General features: G+C 62.4%; 17 protein-coding genes and 1 pseudogene. 5 read left to right on the top strand and 13 right to left on the bottom strand.

Features of this window, described 5'->3' with window-relative positions; genetic code table 11:
- Positions 1–276 precede the first annotated feature (276 nt).
- Together ACEWFR_RS08470 and ACEWFR_RS08465 are read right to left on the bottom strand one after the other, a co-directional pair.
- Positions 277–1,323, bottom strand: coding sequence for a tyrosine-type recombinase/integrase (locus tag ACEWFR_RS08470; RefSeq protein WP_374060612.1), 1,047 nt, complete (start codon positions 1,321–1,323; stop codon positions 277–279).
- Positions 1,313–1,708 carry a DUF5805 domain-containing protein gene (locus tag ACEWFR_RS08465; protein WP_374060611.1) on the bottom strand — a complete coding sequence of 132 codons (396 nt, stop codon included), beginning with the start codon at positions 1,706–1,708 and terminating at the stop codon, positions 1,313–1,315. The genes ACEWFR_RS08470 and ACEWFR_RS08465 overlap by 11 nt, the downstream gene beginning before the upstream one ends.
- Before the next feature lie 1,750 nt (positions 1,709–3,458).
- On the opposite strand from ACEWFR_RS08465, the gene ACEWFR_RS08460 reads away from it, so the two are divergent.
- Positions 3,459–4,325, top strand: coding sequence for an SDR family NAD(P)-dependent oxidoreductase (locus ACEWFR_RS08460; protein WP_374060751.1), 867 nt, complete (start codon positions 3,459–3,461; stop codon positions 4,323–4,325).
- A gap of 58 nt (positions 4,326–4,383) precedes the next feature.
- Here ACEWFR_RS08460 and ACEWFR_RS08455 read toward each other — a convergent pair.
- The 3 genes and pseudogenes from ACEWFR_RS08455 to ACEWFR_RS08445 all read right to left on the bottom strand — a co-directional run.
- Positions 4,384–4,482: pseudogene (locus tag ACEWFR_RS08455) on the bottom strand (patatin-like phospholipase family protein); the annotation flags it as partial.
- A 65-nt stretch (positions 4,483–4,547) separates the two neighbouring features.
- Positions 4,548–6,152: a PH domain-containing protein gene (locus tag ACEWFR_RS08450; protein ID WP_374060610.1), complete on the bottom strand. Its 1,605-nt coding sequence runs from the start codon at positions 6,150–6,152 to the stop codon at positions 4,548–4,550.
- Entirely contained in the window at positions 6,149–6,637 is a 489-nt protein-coding gene (locus tag ACEWFR_RS08445) for a PH domain-containing protein (protein WP_098727130.1), read from the bottom strand. The genes ACEWFR_RS08450 and ACEWFR_RS08445 overlap by 4 nt, the downstream gene beginning before the upstream one ends.
- A gap of 137 nt (positions 6,638–6,774) precedes the next feature.
- Here ACEWFR_RS08445 and ACEWFR_RS08440 point away from each other — a divergent pair, with 137 nt between their 5' ends.
- The gene (locus ACEWFR_RS08440) at positions 6,775–7,431 is read left to right on the top strand and encodes an enoyl-CoA hydratase/isomerase family protein (RefSeq protein WP_374060609.1); all 657 of its coding nucleotides are present in this window, start codon (positions 6,775–6,777) and stop codon (positions 7,429–7,431) included.
- A gap of 112 nt (positions 7,432–7,543) precedes the next feature.
- On the opposite strand, the gene ACEWFR_RS08435 is transcribed toward ACEWFR_RS08440, so the two are convergent.
- Entirely contained in the window at positions 7,544–7,777 is a 234-nt protein-coding gene (locus tag ACEWFR_RS08435; protein ID WP_098727128.1) for an HVO_2901 family zinc finger protein, read from the bottom strand.
- 298 nt (positions 7,778–8,075) lie between these two features.
- Here ACEWFR_RS08435 and ACEWFR_RS08430 point away from each other — a divergent pair, with 298 nt between their 5' ends.
- Positions 8,076–9,152, top strand: coding sequence for a hemolysin family protein (locus ACEWFR_RS08430; RefSeq protein ID WP_374060608.1), 1,077 nt, complete (start codon positions 8,076–8,078; stop codon positions 9,150–9,152).
- Positions 9,153–9,221: 69 nt separating this feature from the next.
- Here the strand turns inward: ACEWFR_RS08430 and ACEWFR_RS08425 are convergent, their stop codons facing one another.
- The 6 genes from ACEWFR_RS08425 to ACEWFR_RS08400 form a co-directional block, all read right to left on the bottom strand.
- Complete coding sequence (locus ACEWFR_RS08425) at positions 9,222–10,637, bottom strand: class II fumarate hydratase (protein WP_374060607.1); 1,416 nt, start codon at positions 10,635–10,637, stop codon at positions 9,222–9,224.
- A gap of 20 nt (positions 10,638–10,657) precedes the next feature.
- Positions 10,658–12,229, bottom strand: a complete 1,572-nt coding sequence (locus ACEWFR_RS08420; RefSeq protein ID WP_374060606.1) for a PH domain-containing protein — start codon at positions 12,227–12,229, stop codon at positions 10,658–10,660.
- A gap of 34 nt (positions 12,230–12,263) precedes the next feature.
- Complete coding sequence (locus tag ACEWFR_RS08415; RefSeq protein ID WP_374060605.1) at positions 12,264–12,725, bottom strand: PH domain-containing protein; 462 nt, start codon at positions 12,723–12,725, stop codon at positions 12,264–12,266.
- Between the two features lie 86 nt (positions 12,726–12,811).
- Positions 12,812–13,315, bottom strand: coding sequence for a universal stress protein (locus ACEWFR_RS08410; RefSeq protein WP_374060604.1), 504 nt, complete (start codon positions 13,313–13,315; stop codon positions 12,812–12,814).
- A 226-nt stretch (positions 13,316–13,541) separates the two neighbouring features.
- A complete protein-coding gene (locus ACEWFR_RS08405) occupies positions 13,542–13,799 on the bottom strand; it encodes a BolA family protein (RefSeq protein ID WP_098727121.1) in 258 nt (85 codons plus the stop codon).
- A 97-nt stretch (positions 13,800–13,896) separates the two neighbouring features.
- Entirely contained in the window at positions 13,897–14,223 is a 327-nt protein-coding gene (locus ACEWFR_RS08400; RefSeq protein ID WP_374060603.1) for a NifU family protein, read from the bottom strand.
- A gap of 166 nt (positions 14,224–14,389) precedes the next feature.
- Here ACEWFR_RS08400 and ACEWFR_RS08395 point away from each other — a divergent pair, with 166 nt between their 5' ends.
- A complete protein-coding gene (locus ACEWFR_RS08395) occupies positions 14,390–14,911 on the top strand; it encodes a hypothetical protein (RefSeq protein WP_374060602.1) in 522 nt (173 codons plus the stop codon).
- Positions 14,912–15,007: 96 nt separating this feature from the next.
- On the opposite strand, the gene ACEWFR_RS08390 is transcribed toward ACEWFR_RS08395, so the two are convergent.
- Positions 15,008–15,427: a helix-turn-helix domain-containing protein gene (locus ACEWFR_RS08390; RefSeq protein ID WP_374060601.1), complete on the bottom strand. Its 420-nt coding sequence runs from the start codon at positions 15,425–15,427 to the stop codon at positions 15,008–15,010.
- 98 nt (positions 15,428–15,525) lie between these two features.
- On the opposite strand from ACEWFR_RS08390, the gene ACEWFR_RS08385 reads away from it, so the two are divergent.
- Positions 15,526–16,146, top strand: a complete 621-nt coding sequence (locus tag ACEWFR_RS08385) for a hypothetical protein (protein WP_374060600.1) — start codon at positions 15,526–15,528, stop codon at positions 16,144–16,146.
- Positions 16,147–16,154: the final 8 nt, after the last annotated feature.

Here is a 16,154-nt window from a genome sequence, read left to right as displayed (position 1 = left end):
GAATATGATGGCGGGACAACTATAGTAGCTGAAACCCCTAAAGGGGAGTGTATTAGTATAGCAATATTTGGTTTATGAGTTCGAAATGGGACGGGTGAATTGAGTCATCTCATAGTAACAGTTGGCTACAATCGACGTTTTTCGTGAAACAAAACCGGCGTCAGACGACAATTTCGGACGGTTCAACGCCGAGATGAGCCGAACTCAAGATAGACACCGGATCCGAAATTCGACGAGACGGTCGAACGGTCGGTCGGCCGGACGGCCAGCGTCCGGTCACCGGGTGACGGGGTAAATCGACTCGAGGTAGGTCTCACGGACGCGGTCGCCCCAGTTGTGAGTGTAGGTATCGATCACGTCGCCGGCGACGTCGCCGCGGAGGTACTGGACGATCCCTCGATCACCGGTGCGATCCCGGAGATGCGTGGTGAAGAAGTGCCGGAAGTAGTGTGGCGTGACGTTCTCTCCTGTGCCGCCGCCGGTCCGGTACCAGCCGTACTCGCGAGCGTGCTTCTCGACGATATAGCGGACATCCGACGGTGTCAACCGCTCGCCCCACGACGACCCGGTATCGAGGAAGAGCGGCCGTGCCGTCGATATTGCGTCGGGGCGGATGGCTAGCCACTCGAGCAACGCCGCTCGAAGCTCGTCGTCCACGGGGACGACCGTCTCCCGCTTTCGCTTGTTCGAGGCCGTCCGTTCCTCGCCGTTGACGGCCGTTCCGCGGGCCGGCTCGGACGAGACGAACACCGACGAGGGTCGCCGTTCGAGGCCGACGCGGGGCTCCCATGCGAGGTCGAGTTCCGGCAGCTCGAGGTGTAGGTCCCGCAGATCGAGGTTACAGCACTCGCCGACACGCATCCCCGTTTTGAGCAGAGTGACGATGACGGCCCGCTCGAGGGGATGAGCGATCGTTCCGACGAACGACTGCATTTCGCCCACCGAGATATCGCGTCTCGTCGGGTTCGTATCGATCGATTCGGACATCTCCTCCATGACGAGTGCCATCGGATTGTCGTCGAAGGCACCGACGCGGGCCATGTAGTCGTAGAATCGGTTGAGATAGGAGGCATACGACGCGATCGTGCTGTCTTCGAACTCGTCGCGCAGCGAGTGAATCCAGGCCATACACTCCCGACGCTGGGCGTTCCCGACCGCTTCGACGTCGAATCGATCGGCGAGAAACGTCTCGAACCGGCGAAGCACCCGCTCGTAGGCCTCGAGCGTCCGTTCGCTCTTGCCGTGATAGCGCTGGTCGTCGAGGAAGTACGCGATCGGTTCCGTCACATCTGCCGGCGCGTCGCCGGTGGGTTCAGTCGCCATCGCCACCACCGTCGACGGTCGTGTACCCCCCGTGGCGTCCGCTGTATCGAATCCGATTGTTCGATTGCAGTTCCTCGAGCGTCTCGTCCAGTCGCGACTCGATGTCGTCGGAGACCGCCTCGAGCAGTTCGTCCCACGAATACGTGTCAGCGGAGAGGAGTTTGAGGACCTGCGTTTCGAGGGCGTTACCCCCAGGGTCTGGGTCCGGAGAATCGGGTTCCGCAGAGCCAGCCCCGAACCCGTTTCGTCCCGCCTGAACCATCGTTCGGACGAACTCGCTTTGACTCATATCGAGATCGTCGGCGTGGGATTGCCACTCCGATTTCTGGTAGGCTGGGACATAGGTCTTGACAGATTTTCGAGAAGTGTCCCCAGAATCGCTCATACGCCATCCATCAAACGCGATGATCTTCAATCTACCCATTATTCGAGCTAAGTATATTTATCTCAGCTAGCAGGGCCAATCAATCGCGGAATGCAATCCTACTATCGAAGATAAGTAACTGCAGTGGTGATACGAGAGCAGATATTAAATTTTGGTGTGTGGGGCTATGCTTTGAGATACAGAGATGATGAGCAGCTGGGTGGCCGAGACGCTTCCATCGCTCGTGGCGTCAAATCGTCGAGTGCCGACCGGCGAATGGAGTCGATTTTACGTACGTATCACGACTCGTTCGGCGACTATCGATCGGAAATGCAGTCCCGAATCGAACCTGCTCCAGCGACAACGCACTGGTCTCATAGACGCCGCTCGCATTCGGCCGGATCTCGGCCTTTCTCTCTTCGGCGATAGCCTGTCGCTGCGCACAGAACGATCGACTCGACAGCGCGCTTCGGTTCCGAACGATCTACATCCGGTCGTCCAGCCGTGCCTCTCCGAGAGTTAGAACGTCGCGATCGCGAATTCACTCGAGTCGATACCCCTTTCGCACGTCTCCAGGAAAGAGGGGACCCTCTCAGTTTGCGGTGGACGCCAGTACCATCGTATGGGGGTCGAGCGAGTCATCCGATCGCGTCCAGAGGCGGAGTCAGCACGGATTGGTCGCTTCGAGCGCGCTCTCTCAGCGAGACACCCTCGGTCACGGCTACTGAGTTGCGAGTTCAGCGTTGAACGATGACTGTTCTCCAGTCGACGCTGTGTCGAACCTCGGTAACGGCGTCGTCGACGAGCGATTTCACCGGTTCAGACCGGACACCGTAGCCATCGATACGCAAGCCGTTCCAGGCATCGAGGCTCTGTTGAAATCCTATTAGTCAGACATGATCTGCGGTGAAACAGCCGGTAAGTGGGTGTGCGCAAGTACCTTTTTGCTGCGGGTCCTCGTTCGCTTCGCTCACTCGAACCGCTTGCAAAAATCTACGCTAAAAAGGCCGCTCACTCCCGGTGGTCGCTCGCGGGTGCACTCCTTGCGACCCGACCGCAGCGGTAACTCCACGGGCTGTACTTACCGATCATCCCCAGATTTGTTACGGGTTAAGGATTTCAACAGAGCCAGCATCAACTATACTACCGACTGAAACGGTCACACACCGTTCCCATTCACATACCGATCACACAGCCGTCGTGCGAACGGGAAGTGACGTTCAGTGGCTGCTATGGTTCTGGCACTCTCTGTTGTCTGGCAGTGAGACTGCGGTACTCCTGCGAGTCGATTCCGATCCGTCTGTCGTGTCTCTCTCGGAGCCCTCTCAGTCAGACAGGGGGAAAGCCGTATGCGACTCGAGTCGGCTCATGACGGCGTGAACGGCGTTTAATCGACTGGTAGCCTTGGCTACGAACGTGGGTACGATAGCACCTCACGGGACGCTGTGGGTCCCGAATTCGATACGTGTACTCGTCCAGCAAGCGATCTATTGTCCAGCAGAATTGTTGTACTGTTGTTCTTTCCGGAGTTGTGCACTGTCCGCTCTCGAACTTATAAATCACATATCGCTATACCGATTGGGTGGGCGCTGGTAACCCACAGTTTCGGGACACGCACCCAATTCATCGTGACGTCGGACGGGGCGCACCGATTCCCGGCAGTGCTTTCCAGCTATCCGGTAGTGAGAGCAATTCAGCCGGTCGGTTGCGCTAGGAATACCTCGGCGGTAGTTATTCCCCGTTGGTCTCCATCCGAATCGATATGGCAGACATGACCGTCGAGGAGGCGATGGAAACGTACGGACCGTCCGAACTCACTCGTGACGATCTGCTGGTACTCGAGGACCCCCACTACGCCGCCGAGAACGTCGCGATTGTGACGGGGGCCGGCTCCGGTATCGGACAGGCTACTGCGCTGGCCTTCACCGCGAACGACCTGACCGTCGTCGCGACGGACCGCGACGAGGACGGCCTCGCCGAGACGCAGAGCCAGGCCGAAGACCTGTCCCTGCCGGGCGAACTCGTCACGGTCGTCGGCGACCTGACTGACGACGCCGATCTCGAGCGGATTGTCGACGAAGCGGCCGAACAGGGCAACGTCCGGTATCTGGCCAACATCGCCGGGATTCAGACGGTCGCACCGATCGAATCGTTCCCTCTCGAGAAGTACGACCTGATGCACGACGTCATGCAGCGGGCACCGATGGTGCTCACGAAACACTGTCTCCCTCATTTCCGCGACAACGAGGACGGCACGGGCGTCGTCGCGAACATGTGCTCGGTCCACGGCCACATCGTGACGCAGGACAAGGTCGCGTACAACACGACGAAGTTCGGGCTCCGAGGGCTGACCCAGTCGATTGCCGCCGAGGGCGAGGGGGACGTACGAGCGTTCACCGTCAGCACCGCCTACGTCAAGACGGCGCTCGTCGCGAAACAGCTCCCCGACACGGCCGATCGGCGCGACATGACCGTCGACGAGGTCGTCGAGAACGTGATGTTAGAACACACTCGCGTCAAAGAGATGATGGAGCCCTACGAGGTCGCCAACCTGTTCGTGATGGGCTGTTCACACCACAGCAAGCATCTCAACGGCGGAGACATGACCCACGAGGGCGGGATGAGCCTGACCTACTGATCTCCGGAGGGCGAGTTCCGGGACGACGTGTGTCCGTACCAGCCCAAGAGCACACGGCGATCTCCGGGAGGAGCCGCTGGAGTGCCCCCGCAGTAAAGGCCGTGTGACTTCCACCACCCTGACAGGCGATTGCAACTTTCGTGTGCACGTCGCTCATTCCATGGCCGTTTCCGAGTCGATACTCCTCTCGAGCCGTCGGCAGTCGTTGCGCCCCTGTGGCCGTCACCGCTCGTCGTCGCGGTCTACCGACGCGTCCTCGTCCGCCGACTCGTCGTCGCTCGCCTCCTGAAACCACCGCCCGACCGTCCGCTGGCGCTGGCGCGCCCGGAGACGGTCCTGTAATCGCTCCTCGATGATGGCCTGTAGCTCGAGGCCACGATCCGTATCCACGTCGTGGGCCGTCGCTGCCCGGCCGAAGAAGGAGGCGGAACTCGCGGTGTCAGCAGTCACGCTGGCGAGACGACGACGACGCTGGAAGATCGTCGCCTCGTGAAGGACGGCCTGCACCCGATAGTAGGGGACGATCTTCGTCGTTCGCCGCCAGAACCCTGCCCGCGTGAGGAAGTACCGATCGCCGACGCAATAGCCTCGATTCGACCACTTCAGGTGGGCGGCGAACGGAGCAAGCACGGCGAGGACGGCGAGGACGTACCACTGGCGAACGACCGCGGTGTACCGTGCCACCGCGTACGCGCTGCCGACGATCGCAGCCACGACGAGTAGATACCGGACCGCATACCGTTCTCGAGCGCGACGCGGCGGCGACTCGAGGTCGACCGGGCCGAACGGTTCGATCGCGCGTGCGAGCGCGACCACGCGGTCGGCGTCGGCGAGCGGAATCGCGGATTCCGTCCCGCGGGAGCCGGATTGACCGGGCGCGTACCCGGCCGTCTCGACGCCCAGCGCGGCGTAGCCGAACCACCGGAAGGGGATCGACTCCGAGATGGTCAGCGTCTGGACCTTATCGAGGGGGATCGTCCCGCTGTAGCGCTGGAGGAGCCCCCGTTCATAGTAGAGTTCGTCATCGACGCGAGTGAGCCGAAAGCCGTAGTAGCGGGTGAACGTGAGGATAGCGCTGACGATCCAGGCGGCGAGCACGAAGAGCAAGAGCCCCCAGGCGAGGAGGAATATTCCCGTCGCCGGTCCCGGAAGCCCGGCGATTCGGTCGGTTGGGAGCAACGTTTCCGGATCGAATCCGCTGGCGAACGAGAGCGCGATACCGCCCAGGACGCTGGCCCCTGGATCGATGGTGAAGACGCTCAAGATTGCGAGTTCGCGGGGTTCGATCTCGAACAGGATCTCTTCGTCCTCCGACGGCTCCACAGCGGAATCGGCCGCGTCTACCTCGTCCTCGAGTGCCTCATCGTCGTCCCCTTCGGTCCGCTCGGGGCTCGCGCCACCCCGTAGTTGCCGTCTGAGGTGCCGGGCTTCCGACTCGTCGACGTACTGGAGGCTGACTTCGGTTTCGCCGCCGCCGGCGGTTTCGATGTGGACGGCCGCGATCCCGAGAAGTCGTTCGATCACGTTCTGTCTAATATCGACGTTCTGGACCCGACCAAGGGGGAGTTCGCGGTCCCGACGCGAGATCACTCCGGAGGTGACGTCGAACGTGTCCGCAGTGAGTTCGTACCGAAATCGCTGGTAGTAGGCGAACTCGTAGACGATTCCCGTAACGACCCCAAACAGGACGAGACCGAACACCGAGAGCAGATTCATCCCGTTGCCGCCGGGCGAGACGATGACGCCGATGACGAAGAAGACGAAGCCGGTGTTGAGGCTCCTCGAGAGCGATCGGACGGCGACCGACGCCGGATGGAGTTTCTTCATACGGCGTCTTCACCCGCGCTCTCGATCGCGAGCCGGCGCAACGACTCCTGTAGCTCCTCGGCTCGTGCCGGCGTCAGACCGGGGATCGCGACGTCGGAACTCCGCGAGCCGGCCGTGTATACCACCACCGTCGCGAGGCCGACGGTTCGCTCGAGCGGCGAGCGCCGGGAGTCGACGTGCTGGACCCGGACGTAGGGGACGACCGTTTTGGTTCGCGTGAAGACGCCGCGTTCGATGTAGAGGTCGTCGTCCCGAAGGTCGAACCGCCAGACGCCGTATCGCAGCCAGGCCACGCCGATCCGCAGGACGGCGAGCGCGAGGGCAATCGCGACGGCAGCCGGGACGAGTGCCGCGGGCGCGTCGGTCCAGAGGTCGGTGCGGGAAATAGCGATCGTCGCGCCGACGATGATCCCGCCGAAAATCGCGGCTCGAACGATCGCGAGAGCGAGCCAGACGCCCCGCACTCGCGGAGTGAGCCGTTCCATACGTATCGTCACGGAACAATCGTGATTAAAGGGTGGGAAAGCGGCGGCGGTTCGCACGCCGTGAGAGTCCGACGGGTCGGGTTGCGTTTAGTTCGATTACCCCCGAATTTATGCGGAGTGGACGGGTGGTAATCGGCATGACAACGCCCGGTCTCGTCGCGGTGGATCGATCCGATGGGATCGCTACCGTCCGATTGAATCGTCCGGACAAACGCAACGCCGTCACCCTCGAGCTCCTTTCAGAGCTACGTGACGCTCTCGTCGAGCTGCCAGAAGAGGCGGTGGACGGACTTCTCATCGCCGGCAACGGCCCGGCGACCTGTGCCGGAATGGACAGGGTGATCGTCGCCGACGAGGAGTATGACGAGAAGTACGCGGACGAGATCAATGACCTGAACGACGAGATCTACGGCTTCCTCACCTCGCGTCCGTATCCGACGGCCGTGGCGGCCCACGGGGCACTCGTCGGTATCGGGTTCATCCTCTCGCTGCACTGTGACTTCCTCGTCCTCGGCGAGGAAACGACGCTGTCCCTGCCCGAAGTACAGTTCGGGATCGCCGCGACGCACACGATCGCACCACTCGAGCGGATCGTCGGAACCAGAGCCGCGAAAGAAATCGCTCTCACCGGCGATGCGATCGATCCTGACCGAGCCCGCGAACTGGGGCTGGCGAACAGGGTCGTCGCCGAGGACGATGTCGAAGATGCCGCCCGCGAACTCGTCGGCGGGATCGCCGAACACGAGTCGGCCGTCGTCCGCGAACTGAAATCGGCCACGTACGTTCCCGAGTGAGCCGACGCATCGAACGGGTTTCGACGGCAGAGTCGCGAACCCGTGAACCACCGTTTTTACCGATCGCTCGAGAGAGCGAGTCTACTGGGGCTGCGAGAAGCGGGTCGCGAGCTCAGTGGGTCGTCGTCCGGACGTCCTCGACGCGATAGAGATCCTCCTGGAGCCCGTCGCCGTCACAGTCCTCGTTCGGACACTCGTAGTGCCAGCCGTCCTGCGTCGCCGTTCCCTCTCGGAACCGCTCCCCACATACCTGACAGAAGAGTTGTGCCTTTTTGCACGTATCTCGATGCAACTCGAGAGCGAGCTCGGTCTGGAACGACTGGTTGCAGTTGCGACAGGTGTGCATATTTCGTCAGACGTGAGCATCAGCTAAAACTGCTTGGTTATTTTATTGCGCCGCATTCCGAGATGATTCGGCGTCACTGTCCCGATTTACCGCCCACCGATCGGGAATAAAGAACGGGCAGACTTCGTGTTTACTCGTGTTCGAGTATTCAGAACGCTGGTAGATGGCTACAGCCGTGTTCCATGTGAACGTACACCACCAAACTATGTTCGCTCGCTGGTAGATCAGTCGAGAAACCGGGTTTCGTTCGGCTCAGTCTCGCTACTAATTTGTGTGCGGCGATCAAACGGAATGCGTAATGGATCCACTCGTCATCGCCGGTCGATTGATCGCGGGCGTGTTGCTGATCCTGGCGAACGCCTTCTTCGTGGCTATCGAGTTCGCGCTGACGCGCGCACGGCAGTTCACCGAAGAGGAGTTCGTCGGCGGGAACCCCAAACTCGAGCGGGCGTGGGAGATGACGGACGACCTCGAGTTGTATCTCACCACGTGCCAGGTGGGGATTACGGCCTCGAGCATCGCCGTCGGGATCGTGGCCGAACCCGCGTTGGCGGCCATCTTCGAGCCGGTGTTCGCGAACACGGCGCTGGCCTCGATCGGGAGCGGTGCGATCCTCGCTTTCCTCATCATCAACCTCGTTCATCTGACCCACGGGGAGCAGACGCCGACGTATCTCGGCGTCGAGCGGTCGCGGCTGGTCTGTCGGTACGGTGCCGCGCCGCTGTACTGGTTCCACTGGATCATTTCGCCGGTCATCACGCTCGGCGACGGCATCGCGAAACTGACACTCAAACTCTTCGGGGTCGAGATGACCGGCGCGTGGCTCGAGACTGAAGAGGACGTCATCGAGTCCCGGGCGGATCTCCGGAACCGACTCGGCTCCGTGCTCGAGGAAGGCGACCTGTCCGACGAGCGCCGCGAAGAGGTGATGAACGCGTTCCAGATCGGCGAGCAGTCCATCAGCGAACTGATGGTGCCGCCCGAGGAGATCGTTTCGCTGTCGACTGAGGACACCACCGAAGAAAATTTCCGGAAGATGGAGGAGCGCCCGCAGACGCGGTATCCGCTGGTTGGCGAAACGATGACCGACTTCCGCGGCATCGTCTACGCACCGGTTTTCGTCCGTCACCGCGAGAAACTGGCCGAGGGCGACATCGACTTCGCCGAACTGGCGGCACCGCCGATGACGCTCTCGCCCGACGTCGACGTCAGCGATGCCGTCGATCAGTTTCAAGCCGAGAATCAGGAACTTGCGCTGGTGATCGAGGATGGGGAGGTCGTCGGCCTGGTAACCGTGACCGACCTGCTCGAGGCGGTGATGGGCGATATCGAAGACCCGCTCGACGAGGGGCGAATCGATCCGATCGACCGCTGATCCTCGCGGACGGCCGGAACGAGACGGCAGCGCACTCGTCAGAACTGAAAAACGGTTCGATCAGTCGATTCAGTCGTCCTGTCCGAGAATACCGCGCTCGGTCATCTTTCGGGGGTCGAGCACCTCGTCGGCCTCCTCTTCGGTGAGATACCCCTTCTCGAGGACGACGTCGCGAACTGTTTTGTCCTCCTTGAGCGCGGTCTTGGCGACCTCGCTGGCCTTGTCGTAGCCGATGTGGACGTTAAGCGAAGTCGCCATCGCCATCGACTGCTCGACTCGCGACTCGCAGTACTCCTCGTTGGCCTCGAGTTTCCGGACGAAGCGCTCGCCGAACACCTGACTCGCGTTCGAGATGAGTTCGGCCGACTCGAGGAAGTTGTGCGCCAGGACGGGCTTGTAGAGATTGAGGTCGATCTGGCCCTCCGCCGCGCCGGCGGAGACGGCGGCGTCGTTGCCGACGACCTGCTTGTGGACCTGGTTGACGGCCTCGGCGACGACCGGGTTGATCTTGCCGGGCATGATCGAGGAGCCGGGCTGGTTTTCGGGCTGTTCGATCTCGCCGAGTCCGTTACGGGGACCCGAAGCCAGCAGTCGCAGGTCGTTAGCGATCTTGTTCAACGAGCCCGCGACCGTTCGCAGCGCGCCGTGAGCTTCGCTCATCGCGTCGTGGGCGGCCTGGGCCTCGAAGTGGTTGTCGGCCTCACGGAACTGGACGCCAGTCTCTTTCGTGATGTACTCGGCCGCGCGGCCGGGGAACTCCTCGTGAGTGTTCAGCCCCGTGCCGGTTGCTGTGCCGCCGAGCGCGAGTTCGCCGAGGTGGTCGCGAACGCTATCAACGCGCGCCAACCCCTTCGCGACCTGCGTCCGGTAGCCGCCGAACTCCTGGCCCAGCGTGACCGGCGTCGCGTCCTGCAGGTGGGTTCGACCCGTCTTGACGACGTCGTCGAACTCCGCTTCTTTCTCCTCGAGCGCTTCGCGGAGGGTATCCAGTGCCGGGATGACGTCTTTCTCGACGGCCTCGAGTGAGGCGACGTGCATCGCGGTCGGAATGACGTCGTTGCTCGACTGGCCGTAGTTGACGTGGTCGTTGGGGTGGACGACGCGGTCGCCGATCTCGCTGCCCATGAGTTCGGCGGCGCGGTTGGCGATGACCTCGTTTGCGTTCATATTAGAAGAGGTCCCGGAGCCGGTCTGGAAGATGTCGACCGGGAACTGGTCGTCGTGTTCGCCGGCGATGACCTCGTCGGCGGCCTCGATGATCGCCTCGGCGATGTCGTCGTCGACCAGGCCGAGGTCGCGGTTGGCCTGTGCGGCGGCCTTCTTGACGACGCCGAGCCCGCGGACGAATCGGCGACTGAACGTGATCCCCGAGATCGGGAAGTTCCCGATGGCGCGCTGGGTCTGGGCACCCCAGTAGGCGTCCGCGGGTACCTGCATCTCGCCGAGGCTGTCCTCCTCGATTCGGTAGTCGTCTCCGTCTGCCATACGCGGAGGGTCGGGGTCGGTCAGGTAAAATCCACCGAAAGCCCGATATCGTTCTCGCGAGCGCGTTCTCGCAAGGCAGTTTGGAGCCGTTCTCGGCCCGTGCCGTGAACGTCGCGAGCCGTCTCAAGGGCGATATCGTCGATCGTCGGCGACCCCCACGCGAAGGTGCGCGAACTGGCGGTGTCGACGGCCAGCGACGCCAATCCGAGCCGCCGCTGGAAGATCGACCGTCGTGTCGAGACCGTCTGAATGCGGTAGTAGGGAACGACGGTCGTCCGGCGCTTCCAGAAGCCGCTTCGGATCACGAGGTGGTCCTCGCCGACGAAGTAGCCCAGATTGACGTACTTCAGGTGGGCCGCGGGTGGCACTGCGGCGAAGACGACCGCGGCGAGATACCACCGCTCGAGGCTGGAGACCTGCGCGAGACCGAACGCCGCGGTAACGACGGCAGCCGCGACGATGGCGTACCGGACGAGATAGCGCCGACGAGCCAGCGTTGGTGGGCTTCGAAATCGCGGCGATTCGACGCCGGTGAGGTTCTCGGCGAACCGATAGACGCGATCGGTCTCGGCCAGGGGAACGGCCGACTGGCTGCCGCTACTGCTGTCTGGGCCGTAGCCCGCGGTTTCGACCCAGAGGCCGGCGTAGCCGACCAGTCGCTGGAGCGGGTTCTCGGTGACGGTGACCGACTGGACCTTCTCGACGGGGATCGAGCCGCTGTAGCGCTGGATGAGCCCGCGCTCGTAGACGAAATCGTCCCCGGCCCGCCCGAGGCGGAACCCGTAGTAGTTCGCGACCGTGTAGATCGCGCTGGCGACGTAGGTGGCGACCGACCACTGGATGAGAGAGATCCCGATCAACACGAGGAGGGATCCCATGCCGGCACCGTCGAGCGTCTCCGGGCCCCCGAACGGGCGAGCGATGTCAAGAACGAACGCCGGGACGAGGCCCGAACCGGAATTGGCACCGCCGAAGAAGAACAGTATCGCGATCGGAAAGACCGCCGCTCCCCACCGGAACGAGGTCAGCGCGTAGAGCAGGAGTTCGCGGAACTCGAGGTCGAACAGAAGGGTCGGCTTCCCCTCGTCTCGAGAGCGCGTTTGCCGTCCCCGCTCGCCGACATCGGTAGCCGAGTCATCGCCGTCGGCCGGGGCCGCGCGCTCGTCAGTGCTCGCTTCGTCGTCCGTCTTGGCCGTCAGTCGGCGGATTTCGGCCCGAAGGCGTTCGGCTTCGCCCTCGCTGACGTAGTTCAACGTCGCCTCGGTCTCACCGCCACCGGCGGTCTCGATCGAGACGACGGCGAGTCCGAGAATCCGCTGGAACACGCCCTGCGAGACGTCGACGTTCTGGATACGGCGGTACGGTATTTCTCGAGACCGGCGGGAGAAGACGCCCGATGTGACGTCGAAGGTGTCCGGCGTCGCTTCGTAGGTGAACCGATAGTAGTACGCGATTCCGTAGCCGATGCCGGCGACGAGGCCGATCGGGGCCAGCACGAACAGCAAATCGATATCGACGTCGAAGAGGCTGGACCCCATCCCAACGAGAAAGACCGGAACCGAAAATCCGGTCAGCCCACGCTGAAGTGCCATCGTCACCGCGCTGAGCGGATGCAAGCGATTCATGTCAGACGGCGTCCTCGGCTTCACTCTCGACGGCCAGTTCACGGAGGGTGTCCTGCAGACGCCGCGCACGATCGGGGGTCAGTCCCGGGATCCGAACGTCCGCGTTCCGGGAACCGGCCGTGTAGACCACGACGCTCGAGAGGCCGAGCACCCGCTCGACGGGGCCAAACTGGGTGTCGACGTGCTGGACGCGGACGAAGGGGACGGCTGTTTCGACGAACGTGACGACGCCGCGCTCGAGGTAGAGGGCGTCATCCTGTAGCTCGAACCGCCAGAGCTGATACAGGCGGAGGGCGTAGACGGTTCCCAGAACGAGTCCGATCGCGACGACGCCGGCGATTGCCGCCAGCGGAACGCTGAACTGCCACTGATCGAGGCCGAAGAGGATCCCGCCGAGGACGATCGCGGCGATCGCCCCGCGAGCGATCCAGAGCAACCTGATGCGGGGGTGGAGGGATTCCATACGTATAACGTGTCAGGACTGGTGGATAAATCTACGGTTCCGAGCGGACGCAGATCGAGAAGAAACCCGGTCGTCAGTGGTGGCGGTCAGTTCTCACCGGGGACCGTGAGCACGGGCACGGGTGCCGACCGGCGGACCCGTTCGGTGACGCTCGTCGAGGAGATGTATCGACGGAGACCGGTTCGAGTCGGTTCGCCCAGCACGATGAGATCGATATCGTTGTGGCTCGCGTAGCGAACGATCTCATCGCTCGGATCGCCGTACCGAAGCCGTTTCTCGACCGAAACGTCGGTTTCGGTGGCCGCGTCGCCGATCGCATCCAGGGCCGCTTCGGCGCTCGCCTCGCGTCTCTCGACGACCATGTCCCACCGGTCGACCGACGCGTTCATTCGAACGACCGACAGCGCGTCGACTTGCGCGTCGTGACGGAGCGCTTCCGAGACTGCGACCGAACCGACCGCATCGTCCGTCTCGCCGTCGATCGCGACCAAGACGCGATCAAATCTCCCCGTCTCGTTCGGGAGCGTGTCTGGGACGTTCTGGCCGCCGGCCGCGGTCGATTCGGTCGTCCTTCTCGACTTCGATGACATTACGTCATGGTATCGGGCAGAGCGATAAATATTTGTCCAGAAAAGTATGCATAGCGTCTCACGGTTTCGTTCCTCGCGTCCGAATACGGACAGTGAATCGGCTTCACGGTGTGAAAGAGCATCCGAACGCGCGAGCACGTCCCAGGCGTTTGGCGGAGGGTCCGGATGCTGTCGAACAACGCCGGCTGTCGGGGTGCAACAGCGACCGCGGTGAACGGACGTCCCGCTATTCGGCCTCGAGATCCGCGTACTCCTCGGGGGTGTACGTCGATAGCTCGAGGGCGTGGATGTCGGTCGTCATGTGGTCACCGAGCGCGTCGTACACCTGCTGGTGTTGCTGGACGAGCGGCAGGCCATCGAAGACGGGGGAGACGACCGTCGCGGCGAGGTGGTCTTCGTCGTGTTCGTCACGCGCGTGGGAGACCGTCGCCTCACAATCCTCGAGATTCGATTCGATAAGTTCCTCGACGGCAGCTGGATTCATAGTGGGAGGAAAACGCGCTCGAGGCAAAAGCGCCCCGGTCGCGGCCAGTGGGGTAACGGAGTCGCGAGTTCGAAGGCGACGGGCTGCTTGCCCGGACTCAGAAGGGGGTATCGGGCGGGACGTCGCGGCCCGAGGAGCCCTGCTCGGCCAGTCCGTCGAGCCCGGTACTCACGGAGACGTGGTCGATGTCGTCTATTTCGGCCGGGAGGCGCTGCTGAATCGCCTGCGTCGTCATCGGGCTGACCCCACAGCCGCTACACGCACCGCTGAGATTGATCGAGACGCGGCGCTCGTCCAGGTCGACGTCGGTGATCGATGAATCGCCACCGTGCATCTCGATCTGGGGGAAGTTCCGGCGGAGGAACAGCGATACGTCTTCGCGAACGGCGTCCTCGGGGGACTGCTCCGGCTCGGACTCACTCATACGTAGACCAAACAACTGGAGAGATATATACTGTCGGGCGAACCGGTTCACGGTTGCGTCCTCGAGCCGGCACGACTGTCTTCGAGCCGGCCGAACCGAGAGTGCGCCGGGCCGCGCGGGCCGAGATGACGGCGACTTTATGTCGACTCGAGACGCCGTCTCCGATATGTCACTGGCAGCCGAGACGCGCCGGGCGGTCGACCGTCACCCGTTTCTCCGGACCGCCCTGCGAGCCGGCGTCGTCAACTACACCGCCGCCGCCCGTTATCTCGATATCGATGGCGAGATCGACGCTATTGCGACTGCGCTCCGGCGGTACGCCGAGGAGTTGCCGACCTACGAGACCGAGTCGCGAGACGTGCGGGTCCGAATGGAAAGCGGGATCGGGCCGCTCGAGGGCGGGGACGAACGTGGGACCTCGACCGCTGAAGACGACGCACTCGTCACCGTCGGCGGGACGGCCTTCGGTCCCTGCGGCGGCGACAGAACCGCTATCGTCGCGACCGGCGACGTGGACACGGCCGCACTCGCGGCGGTGCTGGCGCGACTCTCGCTCGAGGACATTTCGCCGAGCGCGGCGGCCGTCGCCGACGGCACGCTGGTCGTCGTGGTCGCCCGACTCGAGGGCGCGAACGCGCTGCGAGCGGTCGAGGACGCGCTCGATCGTGTGGACGTTCGGATGGAGTGAGAGACGAGCGAAACGGGCGAGCGAAATTATAGTAACAACTGGAACGATTCACACACTGATCGCACAGCCGTCGTGCGATCAGGTGGGTATTGACTTTCAGTGGCTACTATAGTGTTCGCTACTATCGTACGCCTCGCTGAAATCCCACTCGCGACGGAGGAGCTCTTCGACACCGTGCTCGAGGAGGACGTCACCGAGGATCGTCGCCCTGTAGTACGTATAGAGTCCGTCGCTGTCCCGTTCCGTTCGGACGCGTTTCTCGATGAGCCCGACGTCTCGGAGTTTATTGAGATGGTAGTGGAGCGTGCTATCGTCGATCTCCAGTACCGAATCGAGCTCCGTCGGTGTCAACTCGTCCGTGTGAGAGAGACGGTAGACGATCTCGAATCGGGTTCGATTCCCGATCGCGGCCTGCATCTCGAGGTACTCCTCGAGGGAGAGGACGCTCTGCTCCGGCAGTAGGTCGTCCGGGTCGGTCGGATCGCCGTCGGCGATCCGCGTATGTTTCGTCCCCATCGTACCACGGACTACTCGCCCTCGTCTCTTAGTCCTTGTCAAGCCAGCATTTACTGAAAATGTACTTCTTTATATACTGTCGGCAGATTATTCCGAATATGACGCAGGAGATTACGCGGGATCTTATCGCGGACCGGCTTGGCACCGTGAAATACGATCGATTTCTCCTCTATCTAATGGGTCCGTATAAATCGTTCAATCTGAACTACGTGCTGACCGACGAGGAACGGCAGAACGTGTCCGTTGGGGACCTGCCCGGTCCTCTCAGGAAACTCTTCCAGAACGAGGACGCAATCGACGAGGCGGAAGCCCTGCTCCGACGATTACAAGGAACGCTTCGAACGGATCCTGAGGTAAACGCATTCCTCGCGGTCGACATCGATATCGAGACCGATGAGATCGATGCAGTGACTCAGAGCATCGAGTACGCCCGGTGCGCGAATGCAACCGTGTTCATCGTGCCGTTCCTCGGCCACAACTTCGGTATCGGAGAGGAGACGGGCAGTATCTTAGAGAACGTCGCGGAGACACACGATGACAGGATCGTCTTCGTCCACGAGGCGAACGTGACCAGTGAGATGATTCGGTCGGCACGAGCCCGATGGGACCTCCGTATCGAAACGTACGAGACGGAAGCGGAACTGATCGATACGGTGCGACGATTCGTCGTCACGACGATGAACCGCGAGCGGTTCGGAGAGCTCGACCATCTGGACTAATCGCAGTT

Origin of the sequence: Natrinema sp. H-ect4, from assembly GCF_041894845.1 — an archaeon.
In the GTDB taxonomy this organism is placed as follows: domain Archaea; phylum Halobacteriota; class Halobacteria; order Halobacteriales; family Natrialbaceae; genus Natrinema.
This window is presented reverse-complemented; position numbering and strand designations above follow the sequence as displayed.